This is a genomic window from Streptomyces sp. NPDC048182 (genome assembly GCF_043202555.1).
Lineage (GTDB): Bacteria > Actinomycetota > Actinomycetes > Streptomycetales > Streptomycetaceae > Streptomyces.
The window spans coordinates 1-20241 of the sequence record NZ_JBIDAQ010000008.1; the positions used below are offsets into that span (position 1 = coordinate 1).

Here is a 20241-nt window from a genome sequence, read left to right on the forward strand (position 1 = left end):
CAGCTCCACCACACCGGAGGTCTTCGCCATGATCAAGCACCCACGCGTGTCAACAACGCTCGTGATCAATACACCTAGGGCGTGTCCGCAAAGTCGCGTCGTCCGCCCGTAGGGCGGGCCGCGCGGCGTCCGGTGCGTGCTCTCGGTGTGCCGGGCGGACGCCCGCGTACTGGTTGTACGCGGGTGTTCGGCCGGTGCGGCGAGTGGGGGTCCCCCCTGCTCGAAGAGCTTGGGGGAGCGTGCCGGGCGTCGCCAGGCAGGCGGGACTTTGCGGACACGCCCTAGCAGCCAGCGCCACCACGATGTCGGATTCTCGCCAGCCCGGCCCGCCCCGATGGGCGATCCTTGACCCATGCCTACGGGGATGCACACCGACACCGAGCGCTGCGCGCGCGCCGTGCGGTCCAAGGACGCGCGGTTCGACGGCTGGTTCTTCACGGCCGTCCTGACCACCGGGATCTACTGCCGGCCCAGCTGCCCGGTGGTCCCGCCCAAGCCCGAGAACATGACCTTCTACCCGAGCGCCGCCGCCTGCCAGCAGGCCGGCTTCCGGGCCTGCAAGCGCTGCCGCCCCGACACCAGCCCCGGCTCCCCGGAGTGGAACCGGCGCGCCGACCTCACCGCCCGCGCCATGCGGCTGATCGCCGACGGCGTCGTGGACCGCGAGGGCGTGCCCGGCCTCGCCGCGCGCCTCGGCTACAGCACCCGGCAGGTGGAGCGCCAGCTCCTCGCCGAGCTGGGCGCCGGACCGCTCGCGCTCGCCCGCGCGCAGCGCGCCCAGACCGCCCGGCTGCTCATCGAGACCACCCCGCTGCCCTTCGCCGACATCGCCTTCGCGGCCGGCTTCTCCTCCGTACGCACCTTCAACGACACGGTCCGCGAGGTCTTCGCCCTCAGCCCCGGCGAGCTGCGCGCCCGTGCGCCCCGGCGGCAGGCCGGAGCGGCGCCGGGCGCCCTCGCCCTCCGCCTGCCGTTCCGCGCGCCCCTCCACCCCGACAACCTCTTCGGCCACCTCGCCGCGACCGGCGTCCCCGGCGTCGAGGAGTGGCGGGACGGCGCCTACCGCCGCACCCTGCGCCTGCCGCACGGCCACGGCGTCGTCGCGCTCGCCCCGCGGCCGGACCACATCGCCTGCCGCCTGGTCCTGAGCGACCTGCGGGACCTGCCCGTCGCCATCAGCCGCTGCCGCCGGCTGCTCGACCTGGACGCCGACCCGGAGGCGATCGACGCGCAGCTGAGGACGGACGAGGTGATGGCGCCGCTGGTGGACAAGGCACCGGGCCGCCGCGTCCCGCGCACGGTCGACGAGGCGGAGTTCGCCGTGCGGGCCGTCCTCGGCCAGCAGGTCTCCACGGCGGCGGCCCGCACCCACGCCGCCCGCCTGGTCCTCGCGCACGGCGACCCGGTCGAGGACCCGGAGGGCGGCCTCACCCACCTCTTCCCGTCGGCCGAGGCGCTGGCCGGGGTGGACCCCGAGGCCCTGGCGATGCCCCGCACCCGCCGCACGACGCTCACCACCCTCGTCTCCCACCTCGCCGACGGCTCCCTCGCCCTGGGCCCGGAGAGCGACTGGCCGTCCGCCCGCGAACGGCTCCTCGCCCTGCCCGGCTTCGGCCCCTGGACCGCCGACGTCATCGCGATGCGCGCCCTCGGCGACCCCGACGCCTTCCTCCCCACCGACCTCGGCGTCCGCCACGCCGCCCGCGACCTGGGCCTGCCCTCGACCCCGGCGGCGCTGACCGCCCGGGCGGCGGCCTGGCGGCCGTGGCGGGCGTACGCGGTCCAGTACCTGTGGGCGACCGGCGACCACCCGGTCAACTTCCTGCCCGCCTGATCCCCGACCGAGGAGAACCCGTGCGCCACCACACCGTGATCGACAGCCCGTACGGCCGGCTCACCCTGGTCGCCGAGGACGACGCCCTGTGCGGCCTCTACATGCCCGACCAGCGCCACCGCCCCGCCCAGGAGACCTTCGGCCCGCGGTCGCCCGCGCAGGATCCGCCCTTCGCGGAAACCGCCGCCCAGCTCGGCGCCTACTTCACCGGCGACCTGACCACCTTCACCGTCCCCCTCACCCTCCAGGGCACCCCGTTCCAGCGCACCGTCTGGAACTCCCTGCGGGCCATCCCGTACGGCGAGACCCGCACCTACGGCGAACTCGCCGCCGCCCTCGGCAACCCGGCCGCCTCCCGCGCGGTCGGCCTGGCCAACGGCCGCAACCCGGTCGGCATCATCGTCCCCTGCCACCGCGTCATCGGCGCGAGCGGCTCCCTGACCGGCTACGGCGGCGGCCTGCCCCGCAAGCGCCGGCTGCTGGACCTGGAGCGCGGCACGGCCCTCTTCTAGCCGCCCTCCGCCGCCACCCGCCGCAGCAGCGCGGGCAGCGCGGTGCCGATGGGCTCCCGGACCACCTCGTCGGCGACCTCGTCGTACGGCGTCGGCTCGGCGTTGACGACGACGAGCCGGGCACCGTGGTCGGCGGCGACCCCCGCGAGCCCGGCCGCGGGCTGCACCTGGAGACTGCTGCCGACGGCGACGAACACCTGGCACGCCTTGCTGATGGCGACGGCCTGCCCCAGGACCTCCGGGTCGAGGCGCTCCCCGAACATCACGGTCGCGGACTTCAGGATCCCCCCGCACGCGAGGCACGGCGGATCGTCCTCACCGCCCGCGACCCGCCCGAGCGCGTCCTCCATCGGCCCGCGCACGTGGCAGCCGGTGCAGACGTACTCCCGCGCGGTGCCGTGCAGCTCCAGCACCTTGCGGGCGGAGAGCCCGGCCAGCTGGTGCAGCCCGTCCACGTTCTGCGTGATCACCCGCACCGGCACCCCGGCCCGCTCCAGCTCGGCGACCGCGCGGTGTGCCGCGTTCGGCTCGGCCCCCAGCGCCCGGCTGTCCCGGCGCATCAGCCAGGACCGCCGCCGGATCTCGGGATCGCCCATGTAGTACTCGTACGTCACGAGCTTCTCCGCCTCGGGATCCCGCCGCCACAGCCCGTTCGGCCCGCGGTAGTCGGGAATGCCGGAATCGGTGGAGATCCCGGCACCGCTGAGCACGGCGACGAGTGGCTTGGAGGTCATGCGGACGAGGGTAGGGCGCGGGGCCCCGCCCGGCGACGCGATATCCGCGACCTCACCGGTCCACCCGGCGGCCGTCCTCCAGCTCCGCCGGACCCGAGCCGTCCGCCAGGACGTCCAGGGCGGCCAGGACGCGCCCGCACAGGGCGTCGAGCAGGTAGCCGGACAGGTCCTCGCGGGGGACGGTCCGCCAGGAGTCCAGTTCCTCCTGCTGGAGCCGGATGGCGCCGAGCTGCTCGCGGGTGAGCACCCCGCCGTCGTAGACGTACGCCACCAGCGGCGGGCGCCCGGGCCCTGACACCCAGTCCACCGCGAGCAGCCGCCCCGGCGGGACGTCGAGCCCGACCTCCTCCAGCGCCTCCCGCCGCGCCCCCTCCCGGGGGGTCTCCCCGGTGTCCGACTCGATCGTCCCGCCGGGCAGCGCCCAGCCCTCCCGGTAGTTCGGCTCGACCACCAGCACGTGCCCCCGCTCGTCCCGGAACAGCACGGCGGCGCCGGCGAGGACGCGGGGGAGACCGGCGATGTACGTGGCGTAGTCAGCAGTGCTCATCCCGGCAGGGTAGCGAGGGCCGGTGTCACGGGGCGGACAGCGCGTCCAGCTCCGCGCCGAGCGCCGCCCGCAGTGAGTCGTGCCGGGAGCCGAGCCGGTGGCGGGGCTCGGTCCAGTGGCCGACCGGGCAGCGCCACAACGGGCAGGGGTCGAGGCGCCCGCAGACGTGGAGGAACGAACGTCCCCGATGACCGCGAAACCCGCCGCCAGGCGTCGCAGCACCGTGGGGTTCTCGCCCCGCAGCACGGCGCCGATCCGGTCCGTCCGCCAGTCGTCGGTCACGGTCGGAAGGGTGTCGGGGGCGGGTATCACGGTGCGGGCCGGGCATGACGGGGTGGGTGTCCTCCGGTTATGGTCGCTGCGGCGCGACTGCCTTGACGTGCGCAAGGCTCGGAGAGCAAGGGGAAATCAAGGTGGCTGACGCTTCAGTGGACGGGGCCCGCCGGGTGCTCGTCGCCGCGGACAAGTTCAAGGGCTCGCTCACGGCCGTGGAGGTCGCCCAGCGGGTGACCGCCGGGCTGCGCCGGGTCGTGCCGGACGTCGAGGTCGAGGCGCTGCCCGTGGCCGACGGCGGCGACGGCACGGTGGCCGCGGCGGTCGCGGCCGGGTTCGAGCGGCGGGAGGTCCGCGTCACCGGGCCCGTCGGCGACCAGGTCACGGCGGCGTTCGCGCTGCGGGACGGTACGGCGGTCGTGGAGATGGCCGAGGCGAGCGGGCTCCAGCGGCTGCCGGACGGCGTGCTCGCGCCGCTGACCGCGTCCACGTACGGCTCGGGCGAGGTGCTGCTCGCCGCGCTGGAGGCCGGGGCGCGGACCATCGTGTTCGGGGTCGGCGGCAGCGCCACGACCGACGGCGGCGCGGGGATGCTGGCCGCGCTCGGTGCGCGGTTCCTGGACGGGCGCGGGGAGCCGGTGGCGCCCGGCGGGGGCGGGCTCGCGGAGCTGGCCTCGGCCGATCTGTCGGGGCTGGACGCGCGGCTGTCCGAGGTCGAGCTGGTGCTCGCCAGCGACGTGGACAACCCGCTGACCGGGCCGAAGGGCGCGCCGGCCGTGTACGGGCCGCAGAAGGGTGCCTCCCCGCAGGACGTGGAGGCGCTGGACGCCGCGCTCGGGCACTTCGCGAAGGTGCTGGAGGGGGCGGTGGGTGCTCGGGCCGCCGAGTTCGCCGCGTCGCCGGGGGCGGGGGCCGCGGGTGGGATCGGGTTCGGGGCGATGCTGCTGGGCGCGCGGTTCCGGCCCGGAATCGACGTGATGCTCGACGTGCTGGGCTTCGCGCCCGCCGTGGAGCGGGCCGAGCTGGTGATCACGGGGGAGGGGTCGCTGGACGAGCAGACGCTGCACGGGAAGGCCCCCGCCGGGGTCGCGGCGGCGGCGCGGGCCGCGGGCAAGGAGGTCGTCGCGGTGTGCGGGCGGCTGGCGCTGCCGGTGGAGAAGCTGGGGCGGGCGGGGATCCGCCGGGCGTATCCGCTGACAGACGTCGAGCCGGACGTGGCGAAGTGCATCGCCGACGCCGGGCCGATCCTGGAGCGCGTCGCGGAGCGCATCGGCCGGGATTTCCTGAGCTGAGGCCGAGGAGGGCGGGCGCCGGGGGCTTCTTCTCGCCCCCGCCGCCCCTACCCTTCCCGTCCCCGGGGGCTGCCGCCCCCGGACCCCCGCTTCGGCCCTTGATGGGCCTCGTCCTCAAACGCCGGACGGGCTGAAGCCCTTGAACGCGGGGTGGGCTGAACGCCCTCGACCTCGCCCATGTCCCCACCCGCACGGGCGGTGGGTGGGCATAGGTCCGGGGGTCTGGGGGCGGCAGCCCCCAGTGACCCGCGCCTCGGGCAGGCTCAGGGCTCGATGCCGTGGACCAGCACCCCGTCCACGTACGCCGTCACCTTTGGCGCGTCCGCGTACGAAGACGCCACCCGGTAGCTGTGATCGTCGGCCTCGGTGAACGCCGACCAGTCGGCCTTGTTCACACGGAGCTGGATCTCCCCGGTGGAGGCCCCCGCGGCCAGGCTCCCCGAGGCGAACGACACCTCCAGGTAGTGGTCGGCCCCGGGCCGCCCGGCGGGCAGCGCGACCACCTTCTCCCGCACCGCCCCGCACCCGACCGCCGCGTAGTCGCACCACGCGCTGAAGGCGGACGACCCCCCGTCACCGGTGAACCAGTAGCGCAGCGTGACACGCGACAGGTCGGCAGCCGCACCACCCCGGTTCACCAGCCGCAGCCCCGGCTTGATCTGGTTGTCCGTCGCCGACTGGTCGTTCACACGGTGCTGGACGACGAGCCCCGGCCCCCCACCACCGCCGGCAGCCGTCGTGGCCGTCGCCTCCGCGGAGGCCGCCGAGACGTTGCCCGCGGCATCCCGCGCGCGCACCGTCCAGCGGTAGGCCGTGGAAGGGCTGAGACCCGTGTCGGTGTACGAGGTCGCGGCGGCCGAGCCGACGCGCGCACCGTCGCGGTAGACGTCGTACCCGGTCACCCCCGTGTCGTCGGTGGCCGCCTGCCAGGCGAGGGTCGCCGACGTGGCCCCGGCCGCCGTGGCGGTGAGACCGGTGGGAGCCGACGGCGCCCGGGTGTCGGGCGGCGTCGTGCTGCCGCCGAGGGCCTGGCGGACGGCGTCGTACGCGGCCTTGGGGCGGTACTGCTCGTCGTAGAGCGCGGCGGATCCCTGCCCGGGGAAGGCGGAGGGCACCCAGCTGTACTTGTCGGTGAAGTCCCACACCGTGACCGACTCGCACCGCGTCACGCCCAGGCACGCCTCCACGGCACGCCGGTAGTAGTCGTTCTGCACGGCCGTCTTCGCGGCGTCGACGGGCAGCGGCATGCGGACGTCCAGCTCGGTGATCGCCACGTCGAGGCCGAGGTCGGCGAAGCGCTGGAGGTTGGCCTGCATGCCGTACGGGAAGCCGTACTGCGTCGCCAGGTGGACCTGGAAGCCGACGCCGTCCAGCGGGACGCCCTGGGCCTTCAGGCGGCTCGCGAGGCGGTACATGGCGTCGGCCTTCGCCCCCGAGCCCTCGGTGTTGTAGTCGTTCAGGTAGAGCTTGGCGTCCGGGTCGGCCGCGCGGGCGGCGCGGAACGCGTACGCGATGTAGTCCTCGCCCATGGCGGCGTAGAAGGGGCTCGTGGTGCGGAAGGTGCCGTCGTCGTTGAAGGGCTCGTTCACCACGTCCCAGGTGTGGATCTTGCCCTTCCAGTGGCCGGCGACCTGCGCGATGTGGTTCTCCATCGCCCCGCGGACCTGGGCGGCGGGAAGCGCGGCCACCCAGCCGGGGAGCTGGCTGTGCCAGACCAGGGTGTGGCCGCGCACCTGCTGCCCGTGCGCGCGGGCGAAGTCGACCAGGGCGTCGCCCCGGGCGAAGGAGAACGCCCCCTGCCGGGGCTCGACGGCGTCCCACTTCATGGCGTTGGCGGGGGTGACGCGGCCGAATTCGCGGGCGGCGACGGTGGTGTAGGCGGGGTCGGCCAGCCCCGCGTCGTCGACGGCGGTGCCGAAGCGGCGGCCCTGGGCGGCGGCGAGGGCGTCGAGGGAGCCGGGCTCGGCGGCGCCGGCGGGCGCGAGTGGGGTGAGCAGCAGGGCGGCTCCGGCGGCCAGGGCCACCAGACGTAAGCGGGGTAAGGGCATGACAGTCCTCCGCGGCTCGGAAGAGGTGCTTGGGAGCGCTCCCACGGTGCGGGAGAGTCGTGCACCTGTCAATATGTGCGGGGCATTGCAGCACCGGTTGCTGGGGGCTCCGCCCCCAGACCCCCGGCCTGTGCCCACCCACCACCCGTGCGGGTTGGGAAATTGGCGCCCACAAACAGAAGAGCCCCGAACCTCACCCAGGTCCGGGGCCCCACCCAGCGGAGCGCTACGGCTGGGCCGCCCGCGCCTCCCGCCGGTTGTCGCGGAAGTTGTTCACCCGGCGGGCCGTGGCGAACAGCGGGATCACCGCGCCCATCACCAGCTGTAGCGCACACCCGGTCTGCAGCAGCAGCTGCCCGCTCGGCGCGTCGAACGCCCAGCCGGCCAGCAGCCCCATGGAGAGGACGATCCAGCCGAGCATCGCCACCGCGAGGCGCCCCCGCGGCTTCGGGTACTCCACCCGGCTCACCATCAGCCAGGCCGTCCCCAGGATGGCGAGGAGCGTCGCCGGGAACGGCAGCTCCAGGAGCACGATGGAGACCACCGTCAGCGCCCCGAAGGGCGACGGCATGCCCTGGAAGGTGCCGTCCTTGAGCGTGACGCAGGAGAAGCGCGCCAGGCGAAGGACCACCGCGAGGAGCACCACGATCGCGCCCACCGCCGCCACCCGCTGGTGCGCGTCGTCCGCCACCATGCCGTAGACGAGGACGAAGTACGCCGGGGCCAGGCCGAAGCTGATCAGGTCGGACAGGTTGTCCAGCTCCGCGCCCATCGGCGAGCTGCGCAGCTTGCGCGCGACCAGCCCGTCGAACAGGTCGAAGATCGCCGCGCACAGCATCAGGATGACCGCCGTGGCCGCGCTGTGCCGGGCCATGCCCGACTCCTGGCTGCCCATGAGGTGCGGGATCAGGATGCCGGTGGTGGTGAAGTACACCGCCATGAAGCCGCACGTGGCGTTGCCGAGGGTGAGGGTGTCCGCTATCGACAGGCGCATCGAGAGGGGCATCTCCTCCTCGTCGTCCACCTCGTCGGCGTCGGGCATCCAGCCACCCTTGGTCTGCGGATCAACCACGGTCAATGCGAGTCACCCCAGCCACCGTCTTCTGGCCCACCTCTACGTCTACTTCCACGCCCTCGGGAAGATAGACGTCGACGCGCGAGCCGAAGCGGATCAGACCGATCCGGTCACCCTGCTCGACCTTCGTGCCCTGCGGCACGTACGGGACGATGCGACGGGCCACCGCGCCGGCGATCTGGATCATCTCGATGTCGCCCAGCTCGGTGTCGAAGTGCCACACCACCCGCTCGTTGTTCTCGCTCTCCTTGTTGAAGGCGGGAACGAAGCCACCGGGGATGTGCTCGACCGACGTCACGGTGCCGGCCAGCGGCGCGCGGTTGACGTGGACGTTGAGCGGGCTCATGAAGATGGCGACGCGGGTGCGGCCGTCCTTCCACGGCATGATGCTCTGCACCACTCCGTCGGCGGGCGAGATGACCCGGCCCTGCGCGATCTCGCGCTCGGGGTCGCGGAAGAACCACAGCATCCCCGCCGCCAGCGCGGTGGCGGGGACGGCGACGGCCTTGGCCGCGCCGGATCGACGCGACCGGGCCAGGCTGAGGGCTGCGGTGGCGACGGTCGGCAGAAGCCACGGCGATGCTCCGCGCGCGAGGCGTACGCCGGCGAGGCTGTCGCGAAATGCAGAGGTTTGGCTGTGGGGCATGGATGACCTTCGTAGCGGATGATGCCGCGCTCTGACGGGGGACGGCGGCTTTTAGCCGATCGTAGCGGCTTCCTGTCGCAACTGGGTAAGCCAGGAAGCCGAGTCGGCGGCCGAAGAGTGCCTACGGGGTGTGACCTTCTTCTCCATCGAACCGCGATCAAACCACCCCGTATCGGGACATTCAGCCCTGGAATCGATACTCTTCGAGCAACCTGCGCCCGATGATCATTTTCTGGATCTCGGCGGTCCCTTCACCGATCAGGAGCATCGGGGCCTCGCGGTAGAGCCGCTCGATCTCGTACTCCTTGGAGAAGCCGTACCCGCCGTGGATCCGGAAGGCGTCCTCCACGACCTCCTTGCAGTACTCGGAGGCCAGGTACTTCGCCATCCCCGCTTCCAGGTCGTTTCGTTCGCCCGAGTCCTTTTTGCGTGCGGCGTTGACCATCATCGCATGCGCCGCCTCGACCTTGGTCGCCATCTCGGCCAGCTTGAACTGGATGGCCTGGTGCTGCGCGATGGCCTTGCCGAAGGTGTGGCGCTCCTGGGCGTAGCGAACGCCCAGCTCGAAGGCGCGCTGGGCCACGCCGCAGCCGCGGGCGGCGACGTTGACGCGGCCGACCTCGACGCCGTCCATCATTTGGTAAAAACCGCGTCCGGTGGTGCCGCCGAGGACGCGGTCGGCCGGGATGCGCAGGCCGTCCATGATCAGCTCGGTGGTGTCGACGCCCTTGTAGCCCATCTTGTCGATCTTGCCAGGGATGGTGAGACCCGGGCGGACCTCGCCGAACCCGGGCTCCTTCTCCACCAGGAAGGTCGTCATCGACTTGTGCGGGGCGGTGCCCTCGGGGTGACCCTCGTCACTGCGGACCAGGACGGCCACCAGGGAGGAGGTGCCGCCGTTGGTCAGCCACATCTTCTGGCCGGTCAGGACGTACTCGTCGCCGTCGCGGACCGCCTTCGACGTGATGGCCGACACATCGGAGCCGAGCGCCGGCTCCGACATGGAGAACGCGCCCCGGATGTCTCCGGCCGCCATGCGCGGCAGGAAGTGGTCCTTCTGCTCCTGCGTGCCGTGCTGCTTGAGCATGTACGCCACGATGAAGTGCGTGTTGATGATGCCGGACACCGACATCCAGCCCCGGGCGATCTCCTCCACGCACAGGGCGTAGGTCAGCAGCGACTCGCCCAGGCCCCCGTACTCCTCGGGGATCATCAGTCCGAAGAGGCCCAGCTCCTTCAGGCCGTCCACGATCTGCTGGGGGTACTCGTCGCGGTGCTCAAGCTCGGTGGCGACCGGGATGATCTCTTTGTCGACAAAGCCCCGGACGGTGGAGAGGATCTCCTGCTGGACGTCGGTCAGACCGGCGGTCTGCGCGAGACGGGCCATGGCTACTTCTCCTGCGCCTTCAGCTCCGGGCGGCCCGGCTGCTCGCCGCCGCGCTCCTTGATGTACGTCTCGGTCGGCACCATGACCTTGCGGCGGAAGACGCACACCAGGGTGCCGTCCTGCTTGTAGCCCTTGGTCTCCACGTGCACGATGCCGCGGTCGTCCTTCGACTTCGACGGCCACTTGTCCAGGACCGTCGTCTCGCCGTAGATGGTGTCGCCGTGGAAGGTCGGCGCCACGTGCTTCAGCGACTCGATCTCCAGGTTGGCGATCGCCTTCCCTGACACGTCCGGGACGGACATGCCGAGCAGGAGGGAGTAGACGTAGTTGCCGACCACGACGTTCTTACCGAAGTCCGTCGTCCGCTCCGCGTAGTGCGCGTCCAGGTGGAGCGGGTGGTGGTTCATGGTGAGGAGGCAGAAGAGGTGGTCGTCGTACTCGGTGACCGTCTTGCCGGGCCAGTGCTTGTAGACCGCGCCGACCTCGAACTCCTCGTAGGTGCGTCCGAACTGCATCGCGCTCAGACCTCCGGGATCTCGAACGTGCTGGTGCGCCGCATCCCGGCGGCGCGGCCCTTGCCGGCCACGACCAGGGCCATCTTGCGGCTGGCCTCGTCGATCATCTCGTCGCCGAGCATCGCCGAGCCCTTCTTGCCGCCCGCCTCGGACGTGCAGTACTCGTAGGCGTCCAGGATCAGCTCGGCGTGGTCGTAGTCCTCCTGGGAGGGCGAGAACACCTCGTTGGCCGCCTCGACCTGGCCGGGGTGCAGCACCCACTTGCCGTCGAAGCCGAGCGCGGCGGCACGGCCGGCGACCTCGCGGAAGCCGTCCACGTTCTTGATCTGGAGGTAGGGGCCGTCGATGGCCTGGAGGTCGTTGGCGCGGGCGGCCATGAGGATCTTCATCAGGATGTAGTGGTAGGCGTCCGCCGGGTAGCCGGGCGGCTGCTCGCCCACGACGAGGGACTTCATGTTGATCGACGCCATGAAGTCGGCCGGGCCGAAGATGATCGTCTCGATGCGCGGGGAGGCTTCGGCGATCGCGTTGACGTTGTTGAGGCCCCGGGCGTTCTCGATCTGCGCCTCGATGCCGATCCGGCCCACCTCGAAGCCCATGGTCTTCTCGATCTGGGTGAGGAGGAGGTCGAGGGCCACGATCTGTCCCGCGTCCTGGACCTTGGGCAACATGATGCAGTCAAGATTGGGGCCGGCACCCTCAACAACCGTCACGACGTCCCGGTACGTCCACTCTGTCGTCCAGTCATTGACGCGCACCACGCGTGTCTTGCCCGTCCAGTCGCCCTCGTTGAGGAACTTGACGATGGTGTGCCGCGCGTCCGGCTTGGCGAGGGGCGCGCAGGCGTCCTCCAGGTCGAGGAAGACCTGGTCGGCCGGGAGGCCCTGCGCCTTCTCCAGGAAGCGCGGGTTCGAGCCCGGCACGGCCAGGCAGGAGCGCCGGGGGCGAAGGCGGTTGACGGACGTCATGCGGGGACCTCCAGGGGGTCGAGCTTGTTGGCGCTGCGGATCTCGTCGACGATACGGCCGATGATCCCGGTGATGTCGAAGTCCTTCGGGGTGAAGACGGCGGCCACTCCGGCGGCCTTGAGCTGCGCGGCGTCGGCGTTCGGGATGATCCCGCCGGCGATCACCGGGATGTCGGTCGCGCCGGCCGCGCGCAGCCGCTCCAGGACGTCGGGGACCAGCTGGGCGTGCGAGCCGGACAGGATGGACAGGCCCACCGCGTGCACGTCCTCCGCGAGGGCGGCGTCCACGATCTGCTCCGGGGTGAGCCGGATGCCCTGGTAGACCACCTCGAACCCGGCGTCGCGGGCCCGCACGGCGATCTGCTCGGCCCCGTTGGAGTGGCCGTCAAGGCCGGGCTTGCCGACCAGGAAGCGCAGCTTGCCGACCCCGAGGTCGCGGGCGGTGGCGTCCACCCGGCTGCGCACCTCGCCGAGCGCGGAGCCCGCCTCGGCGGGGATCGCCACCGGCGCCGAGGACACCCCGGTCGGGGCGCGGAACTCGCCGAACACCTCGCGCAGCGCCCCGGCCCACTCGCCGGTGGTGACGCCGGCGCGGGCGCACTCCAGGGTGGCCTCCATCAGGTTCTCGGTGCCCTTGGCGGCCTCCTTCAGGCGGTCCAGGGTCTGCGAGACGGTCGGGTAGTGGAAGGGGTCGCCCATGCCCTGCCGGTCGGAGGACTCCTGGCGCGTGGTGCGCCACTCCTCGACGGCCTTGACCACCCGCGCCTCGGTCTGCGGGTCGACCGTCATGATGGCGGTGTCCAGGTCGGCGGTGAGCGGGTTGGGCTCGGTGCCCTCGAAGGCGTTGACCCCGATGATCTTCTCCTGGCCGGACTCGATCCGGGCCCGGCGCTCGGCGTGCGAGGAGACCAGCTGCGACTTGAGGTAGCCGGACTCGACGGCCGCCATCGCGCCGCCCATCTGCTCGATGCGGTCCATCTCCTCCAGGGCCGCGTCGACCAGCTCGTCCACCTTGGCCTCGACCACCTTCGAGCCCTCGAAGAGGTCGCCGTACTCCAGGAGGTCGCTCTCGTAGGCGAGCACCTGCTGGATGCGCAGCGACCACTGCTGGTCCCAGGGACGGGGCAGGCCGAGGGCCTCGTTCCAGGCGGGCAGCTGCACGGCCCGGGCGCGGGCGTCCTTGGAGAGGGTGACGGCCAGCATCTCCAGGACGATCCGCTGGACGTTGTTCTCCGGCTGCGCCTCGGTCAGGCCGAGCGAGTTGACCTGGACGCCGTAGCGGAAGCGGCGGTGCTTGGGGTTCGCGATGCCGTAGCGCTCGCGGGTGACGCGGTCCCAGATGCGCCCGAAGGCCCGCATCTTGCACATCTCCTCGACGAACCGCACGCCGGCGTTGACGAAGAAGGAGATCCGGCCGACCACGTCGCCCATCCGCTCCTCGGGCACCTGTCCCGAGTCGCGCACCGCGTCCAGGACGGCGACCGCCGTGGACATCGCGTACGCGATCTCCTGCACCGGCGTGGCGCCCGCCTCCTGGAGGTGGTAGCTGCAGATGTTGATCGGGTTCCACTTGGGGATGTGGGCGACCGTGTACGCGATCATGTCGGTCGTCAGGCGGAGCGAGGGCCCGGGCGGGAAGACGTGCGTGCCGCGGGACAGGTACTCCTTGACGATGTCGTTCTGGGTGGTGCCCTGGAGCTTGGTGATGTCCGCGCCGTGCTCCTCGGCGACCACCTGGTAGAGCGCCAGCAGCCACATGGCGGTGGCGTTGATGGTCATCGAGGTGTTCATCTGCTCCAGGGGGATGTCCTGGAACAGCCGGCGCATGTCACCGAGGTGGGCGACCGGCACCCCGACCCGGCCGACCTCGCCGCGGGCGAGGACGTGGTCGGAGTCGTAGCCGGTCTGTGTCGGCAGGTCGAAGGCGACCGACAGACCCGTCTGGCCCTTGGCGAGGTTGCGCCGGTACAGCTCGTTGGACGCCTCCGCCGTGGAGTGGCCGGCGTAGGTCCGCATGAGCCACGGCCGGTCCTTCTGGCGCTCGGTCATGGCGGCCTCAGATGTTCCGGAAGCGGTTGATGGCGTCGACGTGCTGGGCGCGCAGCTCGTGGTCGCGCACGCCCAGGCCCTCCTCGGGGGCGAGGCACAGCACGCCGACCTTGCCCTGGTGGAGGTTGCGGTGCACGTCGTGGGCGGCCTGGCCGGTCTCCTCCAGGGAGTACACCTTGGACAGGGTCGGGTGGATCTTGCCCTTGGCGATCAGGCGGTTGGCCTCCCACGCCTCGCGGTAGTTGGCGAAGTGCGAGCCGATGATCCGCTTCAGCGACATCCACAGGTAGCGGTTGTCGTAGACGTGCTCGTAGCCCGAGGTCGAGGCGCAGGTGACGATGGTGCCGCCCTTGCGGGTGACGTAGACGGAGGCGCCGAAGGTCTCGCGGCCGGGGTGCTCGAAGACGATGTCGACGTCCTCGCCGCCGGTCAGCTCGCGGATGCGCTTGCCGAAGCGCTTCCACTCCTTGACGTCCTGGGTGTGCTCGTCCTTCCAGAACCGGTAGTCCTCGGCCGAGCGGTCGATGATCAGCTCGGCGCCCATCTTCCGGGCGATCTCGGCCTTCTGCTCGCTGGAGACGACGCAGATCGGGGTGGCGCCGCCGGCCAGCGCGAACTGGGTGGCGTAGGAGCCGAGGCCGCCGCTGGCGCCCCAGATCAGCACGTTGTCGCCCTGCTTCATCTGGGCGCCGTTGCGGGAGACCAGCTGGCGGTAGGCGGTGGAGTTGACCAGGCCCGGGGCGGCGGCCTCCTCCCAGCTGAGGTGGTCCGGCTTGGGCATCAGCTGGTTGGACTTGACCAGCGCGACCTCGGCGAGGCCGCCGAAGTTGGTCTCGAAGCCCCAGATGCGCTGCTCCGGGTCGAGCATCGTGTCGTTGTGCCCGTCGCTGGACTCCAGCTCGACGGAGAGGCAGTGCGCGACGACCTCGTCACCGGGGTGCCAGGCGTTGACGCCGGGGCCGGTGCGCAGGACGACGCCCGCGAGGTCGGAGCCGATGATGTGGTAGGGCAGGTCGTGCCGCTTGGTCAGCTCGCTGACCTTGCCGTACCGCTCCAGGAAGCCGAACGTCGACATCGGCTCGAAGATCGAGGTCCACACCGAGTTGTAGTTCACCGAGGAGGCCATGACGGCCACCAGGGCCTCGCCGGGGCCCAGTTCGGGCAGCGGCACCTCGTCCAGGTGGATCGACTTGCGCGGGTCCTTGTCGCGGGTGGCGAGGCCCGCGAACATCTCGGTCTCGTCCTTGCGCACGGTGATCGCGCGGTACGACTCGGGGAGCGGAAGGGCGGCGATGTCGGCCGACGTGGCGTCGGACTGGATCGCGTCGAGGATGTCCTTCACGGTCACGGTGTTGCCTCCGGCGGTGAGCGCCCTGAGGGAGGGGCGCTTGGGGTTTGCGGCGGGTGCCTGTGACGCAGGCGCCGGACGCGCAGACGAGGGGTGGAGGTCTGCGGGGACAGCCCGGACACCTTCAACGTATGGCACCCCGTGTCACCTCGCAAGGCACTGCGTGCCAGAAGTTGCTCTCAGATGAAATCTTTACGCAACAGATGAGCGATGATCGATCGAATGGCCCGCCAAAAGGGTCCTGACATGCGAAAACGGCCACCCGGAGGGTGGCCGTCGTCACCAACGGAGGGGTGCGGGGTCAGCGCTCCTTGAGCGCCTGCTCGATGGTGCGCATGACCTCGTGCAGCGGCGCGTCGGTGCGGGCGACCGTCACCAGCACCTCGTCGTGCGCCGCGGCGGTGACCGCCGGGGCGCCCTCGGCCGGCTTCGCGTCGGCGGTGTGCCCCGCGCCGATGCCGGAGCCGAAGGTGCGGCGCACGATGGCGAAGGCGTGGTCGAGCTGCGCCTCCACGTCGCCCTGCCCGCCCGCGCGCAGCCAGCGCCGCAGCACGTGGTTGTGCGCGGTGACCACCGCGGAGGCGGCGACCTCCGCGAGCAGCGGGTCGTCGTTGGCGTCGTCGGCGTGCACGTGCTCGTCGAAGTGGCCGAGCAGGTAGCGGGTGAACAGCCGCTCGTAGCGGGCCACCGAGGCGATCTCCGCCTCCCGCAGCGTGGGCACCTCGCGGGTCAGCTTGTAGCGGGCCACCGAGATGTCGGGGCGCGCCGCGTACATCCGCATGACCTCCTTGATGCCCCGGCACACCGTGTCCAGCGGATGCTCGTGCGCGGGCGCGGCGTTGAGCACCGCCTCGGCGCGCACCAGGGTGTCGTCGTGGTCGGGGAAGATCGCCTCTTCCTTGGAGCGGAAGTGGCGGAAGAAGGTGCGGCGGGCGACGCCGGCCCGGGCGGCGATCTCGTCGACGGTGGTCGCCTCGTAGCCCTTGGCCGCGAACAGTTCCATGGCCGCCGCCGCCAGCTCCCGGCGCATTTTCAGCCGCTGGGCAGCGGCTCGGCCGCCGGCCGCGCTCTCCGGAGCGTCGGACCTGGCTGGGGTTCGTGAGGACTTGACGGCCTTGGGCATGACCCGAACGTACTGCATGCGTGCGGTGCGCTGCGCGGGACCGGGCGCCCCACCGGGCCCGGGAGCCGGGGCACTCCCGGTCGGATCGAGCAGCCCGCCCCAGTCGCGGGCCGCCCGGAACCGGCCGCCCGGCCGCTCAGCGCCGGGCATACTCGCGGAAGCCGCGCCCGGTCTTGCGGCCGAGGCAGCCCGCGGCCACCAGGTGTTCGAGCAGCGGCGCCGGGGCGAGCCCGGGGTCGCGGAACTCCCGGTGCAGCACCTTCTCGATGGCGAGCGAGACGTCCAGGCCGACCACGTCGAGCAGCTCGAAGGGGCCCATCGGATAGCCGCCGCCCAGCTTCATCGCCGCGTCGATGTCGTCCAGCGTCGCGTAGTGCTCCTCGACCATCTTCACCGCGTTGTTCAGGTACGGGAAGAGCAACGCGTTGACGATGAAACCGGCCCGGTCGCCGCAGTCCACCGCGTGCTTGCGGATCTTCGCGCAGACCTCCCGGACGGTGGCGTGCACGTCGGGGGCGCTCAGCACGGTGCGGACCACCTCGACCAGCTTCATGGCCGGAGCGGGGTTGAAGAAGTGCATGCCGATCACGTCCTGCGGGCGCGAGGTGGCGCGGGCGCAGGCGATGACGGGCAGCGAGGAGGTGGTGGTGGCAAGGACCGCGCCCGGCTTGCACACCTTGTCGAGGGTGGCGAACAGCTGCCGCTTGACCTCCAGGTCCTCGGCGACCGCCTCCACGGCCAGGTCCACCTCGGCGAAGTCGTCGTACGTGCCCGTCGGCGCGATCCGCTCCAGCGTCGCGGCGGCGGCCTCGGGGGTCAGCCGGCCCTTGGCCACCGAGCGGGACAGCGAGGCGCCCACCCGGGCCTTGGCGGCGTCCGCCTTCTCGGCGGTGCGGGCGGCGAGGACCACCTGGTAGCCGGCCTTGGCGAAGACCTCGGCGATGCCGGACGCCATGGTGCCGGAGCCGGCCACGCCCACCGAGCGGACGGGACGGCCCGGCAGCCCGGCGCCCTCCGGGTCGGGGGTCAGCGCGTCGGGCACGGTCACGGCGCTGCCGGGCGCCGCGTAGGTGTAGAAGCCGCGTCCCGCCTTGCGGCCGGTCAGGCCCGCCTCGCTGAGCTGGCGCAGGATCGGCGCGGGGGCGTGCAGGCGGTCGTGCGAGGCGGCGTACATCGCGTCCAGGACGGTGCGCGCGGTGTCGACGCCGATCAGGTCGAGCAGGGCGAGCGGGCCCATCGGCAGGCCGCAGCCGAGCCGCATCGCGGCGTCGATGTCCTCGCGGGAGGCGTAGTTCGCCTCGTACATCGCGGCGGCCTGGTTGAGGTAGCCGAACAGCAGCCCGTCGGCGACGAACCCGGGCCGGTCGCCGACCGCGACGGGCTCCTTGCCGAGGTCCAGGGCGAGGTCGGTGACGGCCGAGACGGCGGCCGGCGCGGTCAGCACCGAGGAGACCACCTCGACGAGCCTCATCGCCGGCGCCGGGTTGAAGAAGTGCAGGCCGAGGACCCGCTCGGGGCGGGCGGACTCGGCGGCGAGCCGGGTCACCGACAGCGCGTTGGTGCCCGTCGCGAGAATCGTGTCCGGACGGACCAGGGCGTCCAGCTCGCGGAAGACCTGTTGTTTGATCTCGTACGACTCCGGGACGACCTCGATCACCAGGTCGGCCTCGGCCGCCGCCCGCAGGTCGGCGCAGGTGCGCACCCGGGCCAGCAGGCCGGCGCGCTCCTCCTCGGTGAGGCGGCCCCGTTCGACCGCCCGGGCGGCCGACGCCTCCAGGGCGGCGGCGGCCCGGGCCGCCTGGGCCTCGCTGATGTCGATGCCGACGACGTCGCGGCCGGACCTGGCGAGGACCTCGGCGATGCCGGTGCCCATGGTGCCGAGGCCGACGACGGCGACGGTCCGGAACGGGGAGGAGGAGGGAGGGGTGGCGGACGACGGGGGAGTGGCCATCGCGGGACTCCAGGAATGAGGGTGACGACGGAAGCACGCCCGGGTGCGCCGAGGCGGCGCACCGGGTGCGTGCGGAGATGAGGGGTGCGAAGCGCGGGTGTGGCCGGGCTGACGAGCGCACACGCCCGGTGCCGTCCGAGGAGGGTGTGCACACGCCCTCGGGGCGGCGGTGTCCGACCGACAGCCCTGTCCCGGGGCCGGGTCGTCCTGCGGTGCCCGGAGGCACCGCACCGACTGGCACGCACGGCGGTTGCGTCACCAGACCGCCGTGCGGAAAGAGTGCGAGTGGGTGACTCGCTCGTCTGAGCTTAACCCGCCGGTAACGAGCGCGCCAGCCCCCGGTGTTCGCGAGGACGGTCCCGCCGGCCGCGGCGGAGCCCTAACCTCGTCACATGGACGAGGAGTTGCGGGCGCTCACGGAGCGCGCACGGGCCGAGGCGGCCGCGTCGGGCGGCCCGGAGGCCGTGGCGGCGTGCGAGCGCCTCGCGCGGGGCGCCGACACCGGCGCGCTGGCGGCGGTGCTCACCGAGTCCGGGCAGCCGCTGTGGGCCCGCGAACTGGCCGCGTTCCGGCTGGGGGTGGCCGGGGACCGGCGGGCCTTCGAGGCGCTGGTGCTGCTCCTCAACCACCGCGACCCGCCGCGCTGCGCCACCGCCGCCTACGCCCTGGCCCGCCTCGGCGACCCGCGCACCGCCCGGGCCGCCGCCGCCCTGGCCACCAACGAGCTGCGGGTCGCCTACGCGCTGCACCCGGTGCGGCTCCTGGTCGCGCTGCGCGCCCCCGAGTCCGTGCCCGCCCTCGTCACCACCCTGCGGCGGCGGCTGCGCCCGCACGACCCCTACCGCCGGGTCGCCCTCGCCTGTGTCGACGGGCTCGGCGAGCTGGGCGACGAGCGGGCCGCCCCGGTCCTCAACGACGCCCTCGCCCATCCGGCGCTGGCCGAGGCCGCCGTACGCGCCCTGGCCCGGCTGCCGGGCGGGCGGTAGGCCGTCAGCGGGTCGGTACGCCGGTGAGGTCGCGGGCGTACCGCACCTCCGGCACCTCGGTGCCCGCCACCTCGAACGGCTCCTCGGCCCCGTCCGCCCGGAAGCCGGCCCGCTCGTAGAACCGCCGGGCCCGGGCGTTGTCCCGCAGCACCCACAGCAGCATGCGCGCCCGCCCGGCCGCCGCGCACCGGCGCACCGACTCGGCGAGCAGGGCCCGGCCGACGCCGGTGCCGAGGTGCGCGGGGTCGACGTACACCGCGTACAACTCGGCGTCCGCGGTGCGCCGTCCGTCCTCCCGGTACGGCCCGTGGCAGGCCCAGCCGGTGAGCCGCCCGGCGGCGTCCTCCGCGACCAGGTTCACCACCGCCGGGTCGGCCCGGGCGAACAGCGCGCGGCGCCGCTCGGTCTCCTCGGCGAGGCCGAGCCCGTCCAGGTACGCCTGCGGCATCAGCCCCCGGTAGGCGTGCCGCCAGCCGCCGATCCGGATCGCGGCCACGGCCTCGCAGTCGGCGAGCGCCATCTCCCGCACCCGGGGCCCGCTCACGGCGCCACCACCGCCAGGGCCTCGACCTCCAACAGGAACTCCGGGCGGACCAGGGCGGCCACCTGGACCGCCGAGGCGGCCGGGAGGCGGTCGTCGGGTATGTGCGCGGCGCGGGCCGCGCGGACGGCCGGCATGTGGGCCATGTCCGTGACGAAGTAGGTCAGCTTCAGCACGTCGTCGAAGGTCGCCCCGGCCGCCGCCAGGCAGCGGCGCAGGTTCTCGAAGACCTGCCGGGCCTGCGCCCCCGCGTCGCCCGGGCCGACCAGGGCGCCGTGCTCGTCCAGCGCGAGCTGTCCGGAGACGGCCACAAGCCGCCCGGTGCCGGTGACGACATGGGTGTACTGGGTGGCGGGGGCGACGCCCTCGGGCGCGGCGATCCTGGTCGGCTCGGTCATGGCCCCATGCTGCAC

At 72.7% G+C, this 20241-nt stretch carries 18 protein-coding genes; 4 read left to right on the plus strand and 14 right to left on the minus strand.

Features of this window, described 5'->3' with window-relative positions; translation table 11 throughout:
- The first annotated feature begins 364 nt into the window (after window positions 1–364).
- Together ACGFZL_RS17375 and ACGFZL_RS17380 are read left to right on the plus strand one after the other, a co-directional pair.
- A complete protein-coding gene (locus ACGFZL_RS17375) occupies window positions 365–1834 on the plus strand; it encodes an AlkA N-terminal domain-containing protein (protein ID WP_393692948.1) in 1470 nt (489 codons plus the stop codon).
- 20 nt (window positions 1835–1854) lie between these two features.
- A complete protein-coding gene (locus ACGFZL_RS17380; RefSeq protein WP_393692560.1) occupies window positions 1855–2346 on the plus strand; it encodes a methylated-DNA--[protein]-cysteine S-methyltransferase in 492 nt (163 codons plus the stop codon).
- Here ACGFZL_RS17380 and ACGFZL_RS17385 read toward each other — a convergent pair.
- Both ACGFZL_RS17385 and ACGFZL_RS17390 read right to left on the minus strand, forming a co-directional pair.
- The gene (locus ACGFZL_RS17385; RefSeq protein WP_393692562.1) at window positions 2343–3080 is read right to left on the minus strand and encodes an NAD-dependent deacetylase; all 738 of its coding nucleotides are present in this window, start codon (window positions 3078–3080) and stop codon (window positions 2343–2345) included. The genes ACGFZL_RS17380 and ACGFZL_RS17385 overlap by 4 nt on opposite strands.
- A 52-nt stretch (window positions 3081–3132) precedes the next feature.
- Window positions 3133–3627 (minus strand): NUDIX domain-containing protein, encoded by a 495-nt coding sequence (locus ACGFZL_RS17390; protein WP_393692564.1) that lies wholly within the window; start codon window positions 3625–3627, stop codon window positions 3133–3135.
- Between the two features lie 446 nt (window positions 3628–4073).
- Here ACGFZL_RS17390 and ACGFZL_RS17395 point away from each other — a divergent pair, with 446 nt between their 5' ends.
- Window positions 4074–5192: a glycerate kinase gene (locus ACGFZL_RS17395; RefSeq protein WP_393692950.1), complete on the plus strand. Its 1119-nt coding sequence runs from the start codon at window positions 4074–4076 to the stop codon at window positions 5190–5192.
- Window positions 5193–5455: 263 nt separating this feature from the next.
- Here ACGFZL_RS17395 and ACGFZL_RS17400 read toward each other — a convergent pair whose 3' ends face one another.
- From ACGFZL_RS17400 to ACGFZL_RS17445, 10 genes are all read right to left on the minus strand, one after another.
- Window positions 5456–7240, minus strand: coding sequence for an endo-1,4-beta-xylanase (locus ACGFZL_RS17400; RefSeq protein ID WP_393692566.1), 1785 nt, complete (start codon window positions 7238–7240; stop codon window positions 5456–5458).
- Window positions 7241–7466: 226 nt separating this feature from the next.
- A complete protein-coding gene (pssA, locus tag ACGFZL_RS17405) occupies window positions 7467–8282 on the minus strand; it encodes a CDP-diacylglycerol--serine O-phosphatidyltransferase (RefSeq protein WP_393692568.1) in 816 nt (271 codons plus the stop codon).
- Between the two features lie 22 nt (window positions 8283–8304).
- Window positions 8305–8961 carry a phosphatidylserine decarboxylase gene (locus ACGFZL_RS17410; protein ID WP_393692570.1) on the minus strand — a complete coding sequence of 219 codons (657 nt, stop codon included), beginning with the start codon at window positions 8959–8961 and terminating at the stop codon, window positions 8305–8307.
- 181 nt (window positions 8962–9142) lie between these two features.
- Window positions 9143–10348, minus strand: a complete 1206-nt coding sequence (locus tag ACGFZL_RS17415) for an acyl-CoA dehydrogenase family protein (RefSeq protein WP_355170207.1) — start codon at window positions 10346–10348, stop codon at window positions 9143–9145.
- A gap of 2 nt (window positions 10349–10350) precedes the next feature.
- On the minus strand, window positions 10351–10863 hold the full coding sequence (locus tag ACGFZL_RS17420; RefSeq protein ID WP_393692572.1) for a MaoC family dehydratase: 513 nt from the start codon (window positions 10861–10863) through the stop codon (window positions 10351–10353).
- A 5-nt stretch (window positions 10864–10868) separates the two neighbouring features.
- Window positions 10869–11831 carry an HpcH/HpaI aldolase/citrate lyase family protein gene (locus ACGFZL_RS17425; protein ID WP_393692574.1) on the minus strand — a complete coding sequence of 321 codons (963 nt, stop codon included), beginning with the start codon at window positions 11829–11831 and terminating at the stop codon, window positions 10869–10871.
- Window positions 11828–13879: a protein meaA gene (locus ACGFZL_RS17430; protein WP_393692576.1), complete on the minus strand. Its 2052-nt coding sequence runs from the start codon at window positions 13877–13879 to the stop codon at window positions 11828–11830. Before ACGFZL_RS17430 ends, ACGFZL_RS17425 begins: the two co-directional genes overlap by 4 nt.
- Before the next feature lie 7 nt (window positions 13880–13886).
- Window positions 13887–15221 (minus strand): crotonyl-CoA carboxylase/reductase, encoded by a 1335-nt coding sequence (ccrA, locus tag ACGFZL_RS17435; protein WP_393692952.1) that lies wholly within the window; start codon window positions 15219–15221, stop codon window positions 13887–13889.
- Between the two features lie 307 nt (window positions 15222–15528).
- Window positions 15529–16350 (minus strand): TetR/AcrR family transcriptional regulator, encoded by an 822-nt coding sequence (locus ACGFZL_RS17440; RefSeq protein ID WP_393692578.1) that lies wholly within the window; start codon window positions 16348–16350, stop codon window positions 15529–15531.
- A gap of 136 nt (window positions 16351–16486) precedes the next feature.
- Window positions 16487–18301, minus strand: coding sequence for a 3-hydroxyacyl-CoA dehydrogenase family protein (locus tag ACGFZL_RS17445; RefSeq protein WP_393692580.1), 1815 nt, complete (start codon window positions 18299–18301; stop codon window positions 16487–16489).
- A 392-nt stretch (window positions 18302–18693) separates the two neighbouring features.
- On the opposite strand from ACGFZL_RS17445, the gene ACGFZL_RS17450 reads away from it, so the two are divergent.
- On the plus strand, window positions 18694–19287 hold the full coding sequence (locus ACGFZL_RS17450; protein ID WP_393692582.1) for an adenylosuccinate lyase: 594 nt from the start codon (window positions 18694–18696) through the stop codon (window positions 19285–19287).
- Window positions 19288–19291: 4 nt separating this feature from the next.
- On the opposite strand, the gene ACGFZL_RS17455 is transcribed toward ACGFZL_RS17450, so the two are convergent.
- Complete coding sequence (locus ACGFZL_RS17455; protein ID WP_393692584.1) at window positions 19292–19831, minus strand: GNAT family N-acetyltransferase; 540 nt, start codon at window positions 19829–19831, stop codon at window positions 19292–19294.
- A complete protein-coding gene (locus ACGFZL_RS17460) occupies window positions 19828–20226 on the minus strand; it encodes a RidA family protein (protein ID WP_393692586.1) in 399 nt (132 codons plus the stop codon). The genes ACGFZL_RS17455 and ACGFZL_RS17460 overlap by 4 nt, the downstream gene beginning before the upstream one ends.
- Between the last annotated feature and the right edge of the window lie 15 nt (window positions 20227–20241).

What these genes read in the sequence shown, in the direction of transcription:
- ACGFZL_RS17390 (WP_393692564.1), bottom strand. Translation starts at nt 3,627, where the DNA reads ATGAGCACTGCTGACTACGCCACGTACATCGCCGGTCTCCCCCGCGTC.
- ACGFZL_RS17385 (WP_393692562.1), bottom strand. Translation starts at nt 3,080, where the DNA reads ATGACCTCCAAGCCACTCGTCGCCGTGCTCAGCGGTGCCGGGATCTCC.
- ACGFZL_RS17430 (WP_393692576.1), bottom strand. Translation starts at nt 13,879, where the DNA reads ATGACCGAGCGCCAGAAGGACCGGCCGTGGCTCATGCGGACCTACGCC.
- ACGFZL_RS17445 (WP_393692580.1), bottom strand. Translation starts at nt 18,301, where the DNA reads ATGGCCACTCCCCCGTCGTCCGCCACCCCTCCCTCCTCCTCCCCGTTC.
- ACGFZL_RS17375 (WP_393692948.1), top strand. Translation starts at nt 365, where the DNA reads ATGCACACCGACACCGAGCGCTGCGCGCGCGCCGTGCGGTCCAAGGAC.
- ACGFZL_RS17410 (WP_393692570.1), bottom strand. Translation starts at nt 8,961, where the DNA reads ATGCCCCACAGCCAAACCTCTGCATTTCGCGACAGCCTCGCCGGCGTA.
- ACGFZL_RS17425 (WP_393692574.1), bottom strand. Translation starts at nt 11,831, where the DNA reads ATGACGTCCGTCAACCGCCTTCGCCCCCGGCGCTCCTGCCTGGCCGTG.
- ACGFZL_RS17400 (WP_393692566.1), bottom strand. Translation starts at nt 7,240, where the DNA reads ATGCCCTTACCCCGCTTACGTCTGGTGGCCCTGGCCGCCGGAGCCGCC.
- ACGFZL_RS17450 (WP_393692582.1), top strand. Translation starts at nt 18,694, where the DNA reads ATGGACGAGGAGTTGCGGGCGCTCACGGAGCGCGCACGGGCCGAGGCG.
- ACGFZL_RS17420 (WP_393692572.1), bottom strand. Translation starts at nt 10,863, where the DNA reads ATGCAGTTCGGACGCACCTACGAGGAGTTCGAGGTCGGCGCGGTCTAC.
- ACGFZL_RS17415 (WP_355170207.1), bottom strand. Translation starts at nt 10,348, where the DNA reads ATGGCCCGTCTCGCGCAGACCGCCGGTCTGACCGACGTCCAGCAGGAG.
- ACGFZL_RS17440 (WP_393692578.1), bottom strand. Translation starts at nt 16,350, where the DNA reads ATGCCCAAGGCCGTCAAGTCCTCACGAACCCCAGCCAGGTCCGACGCT.
- pssA (WP_393692568.1), bottom strand. Translation starts at nt 8,282, where the DNA reads ATGCCCGACGCCGACGAGGTGGACGACGAGGAGGAGATGCCCCTCTCG.
- ACGFZL_RS17460 (WP_393692586.1), bottom strand. Translation starts at nt 20,226, where the DNA reads ATGACCGAGCCGACCAGGATCGCCGCGCCCGAGGGCGTCGCCCCCGCC.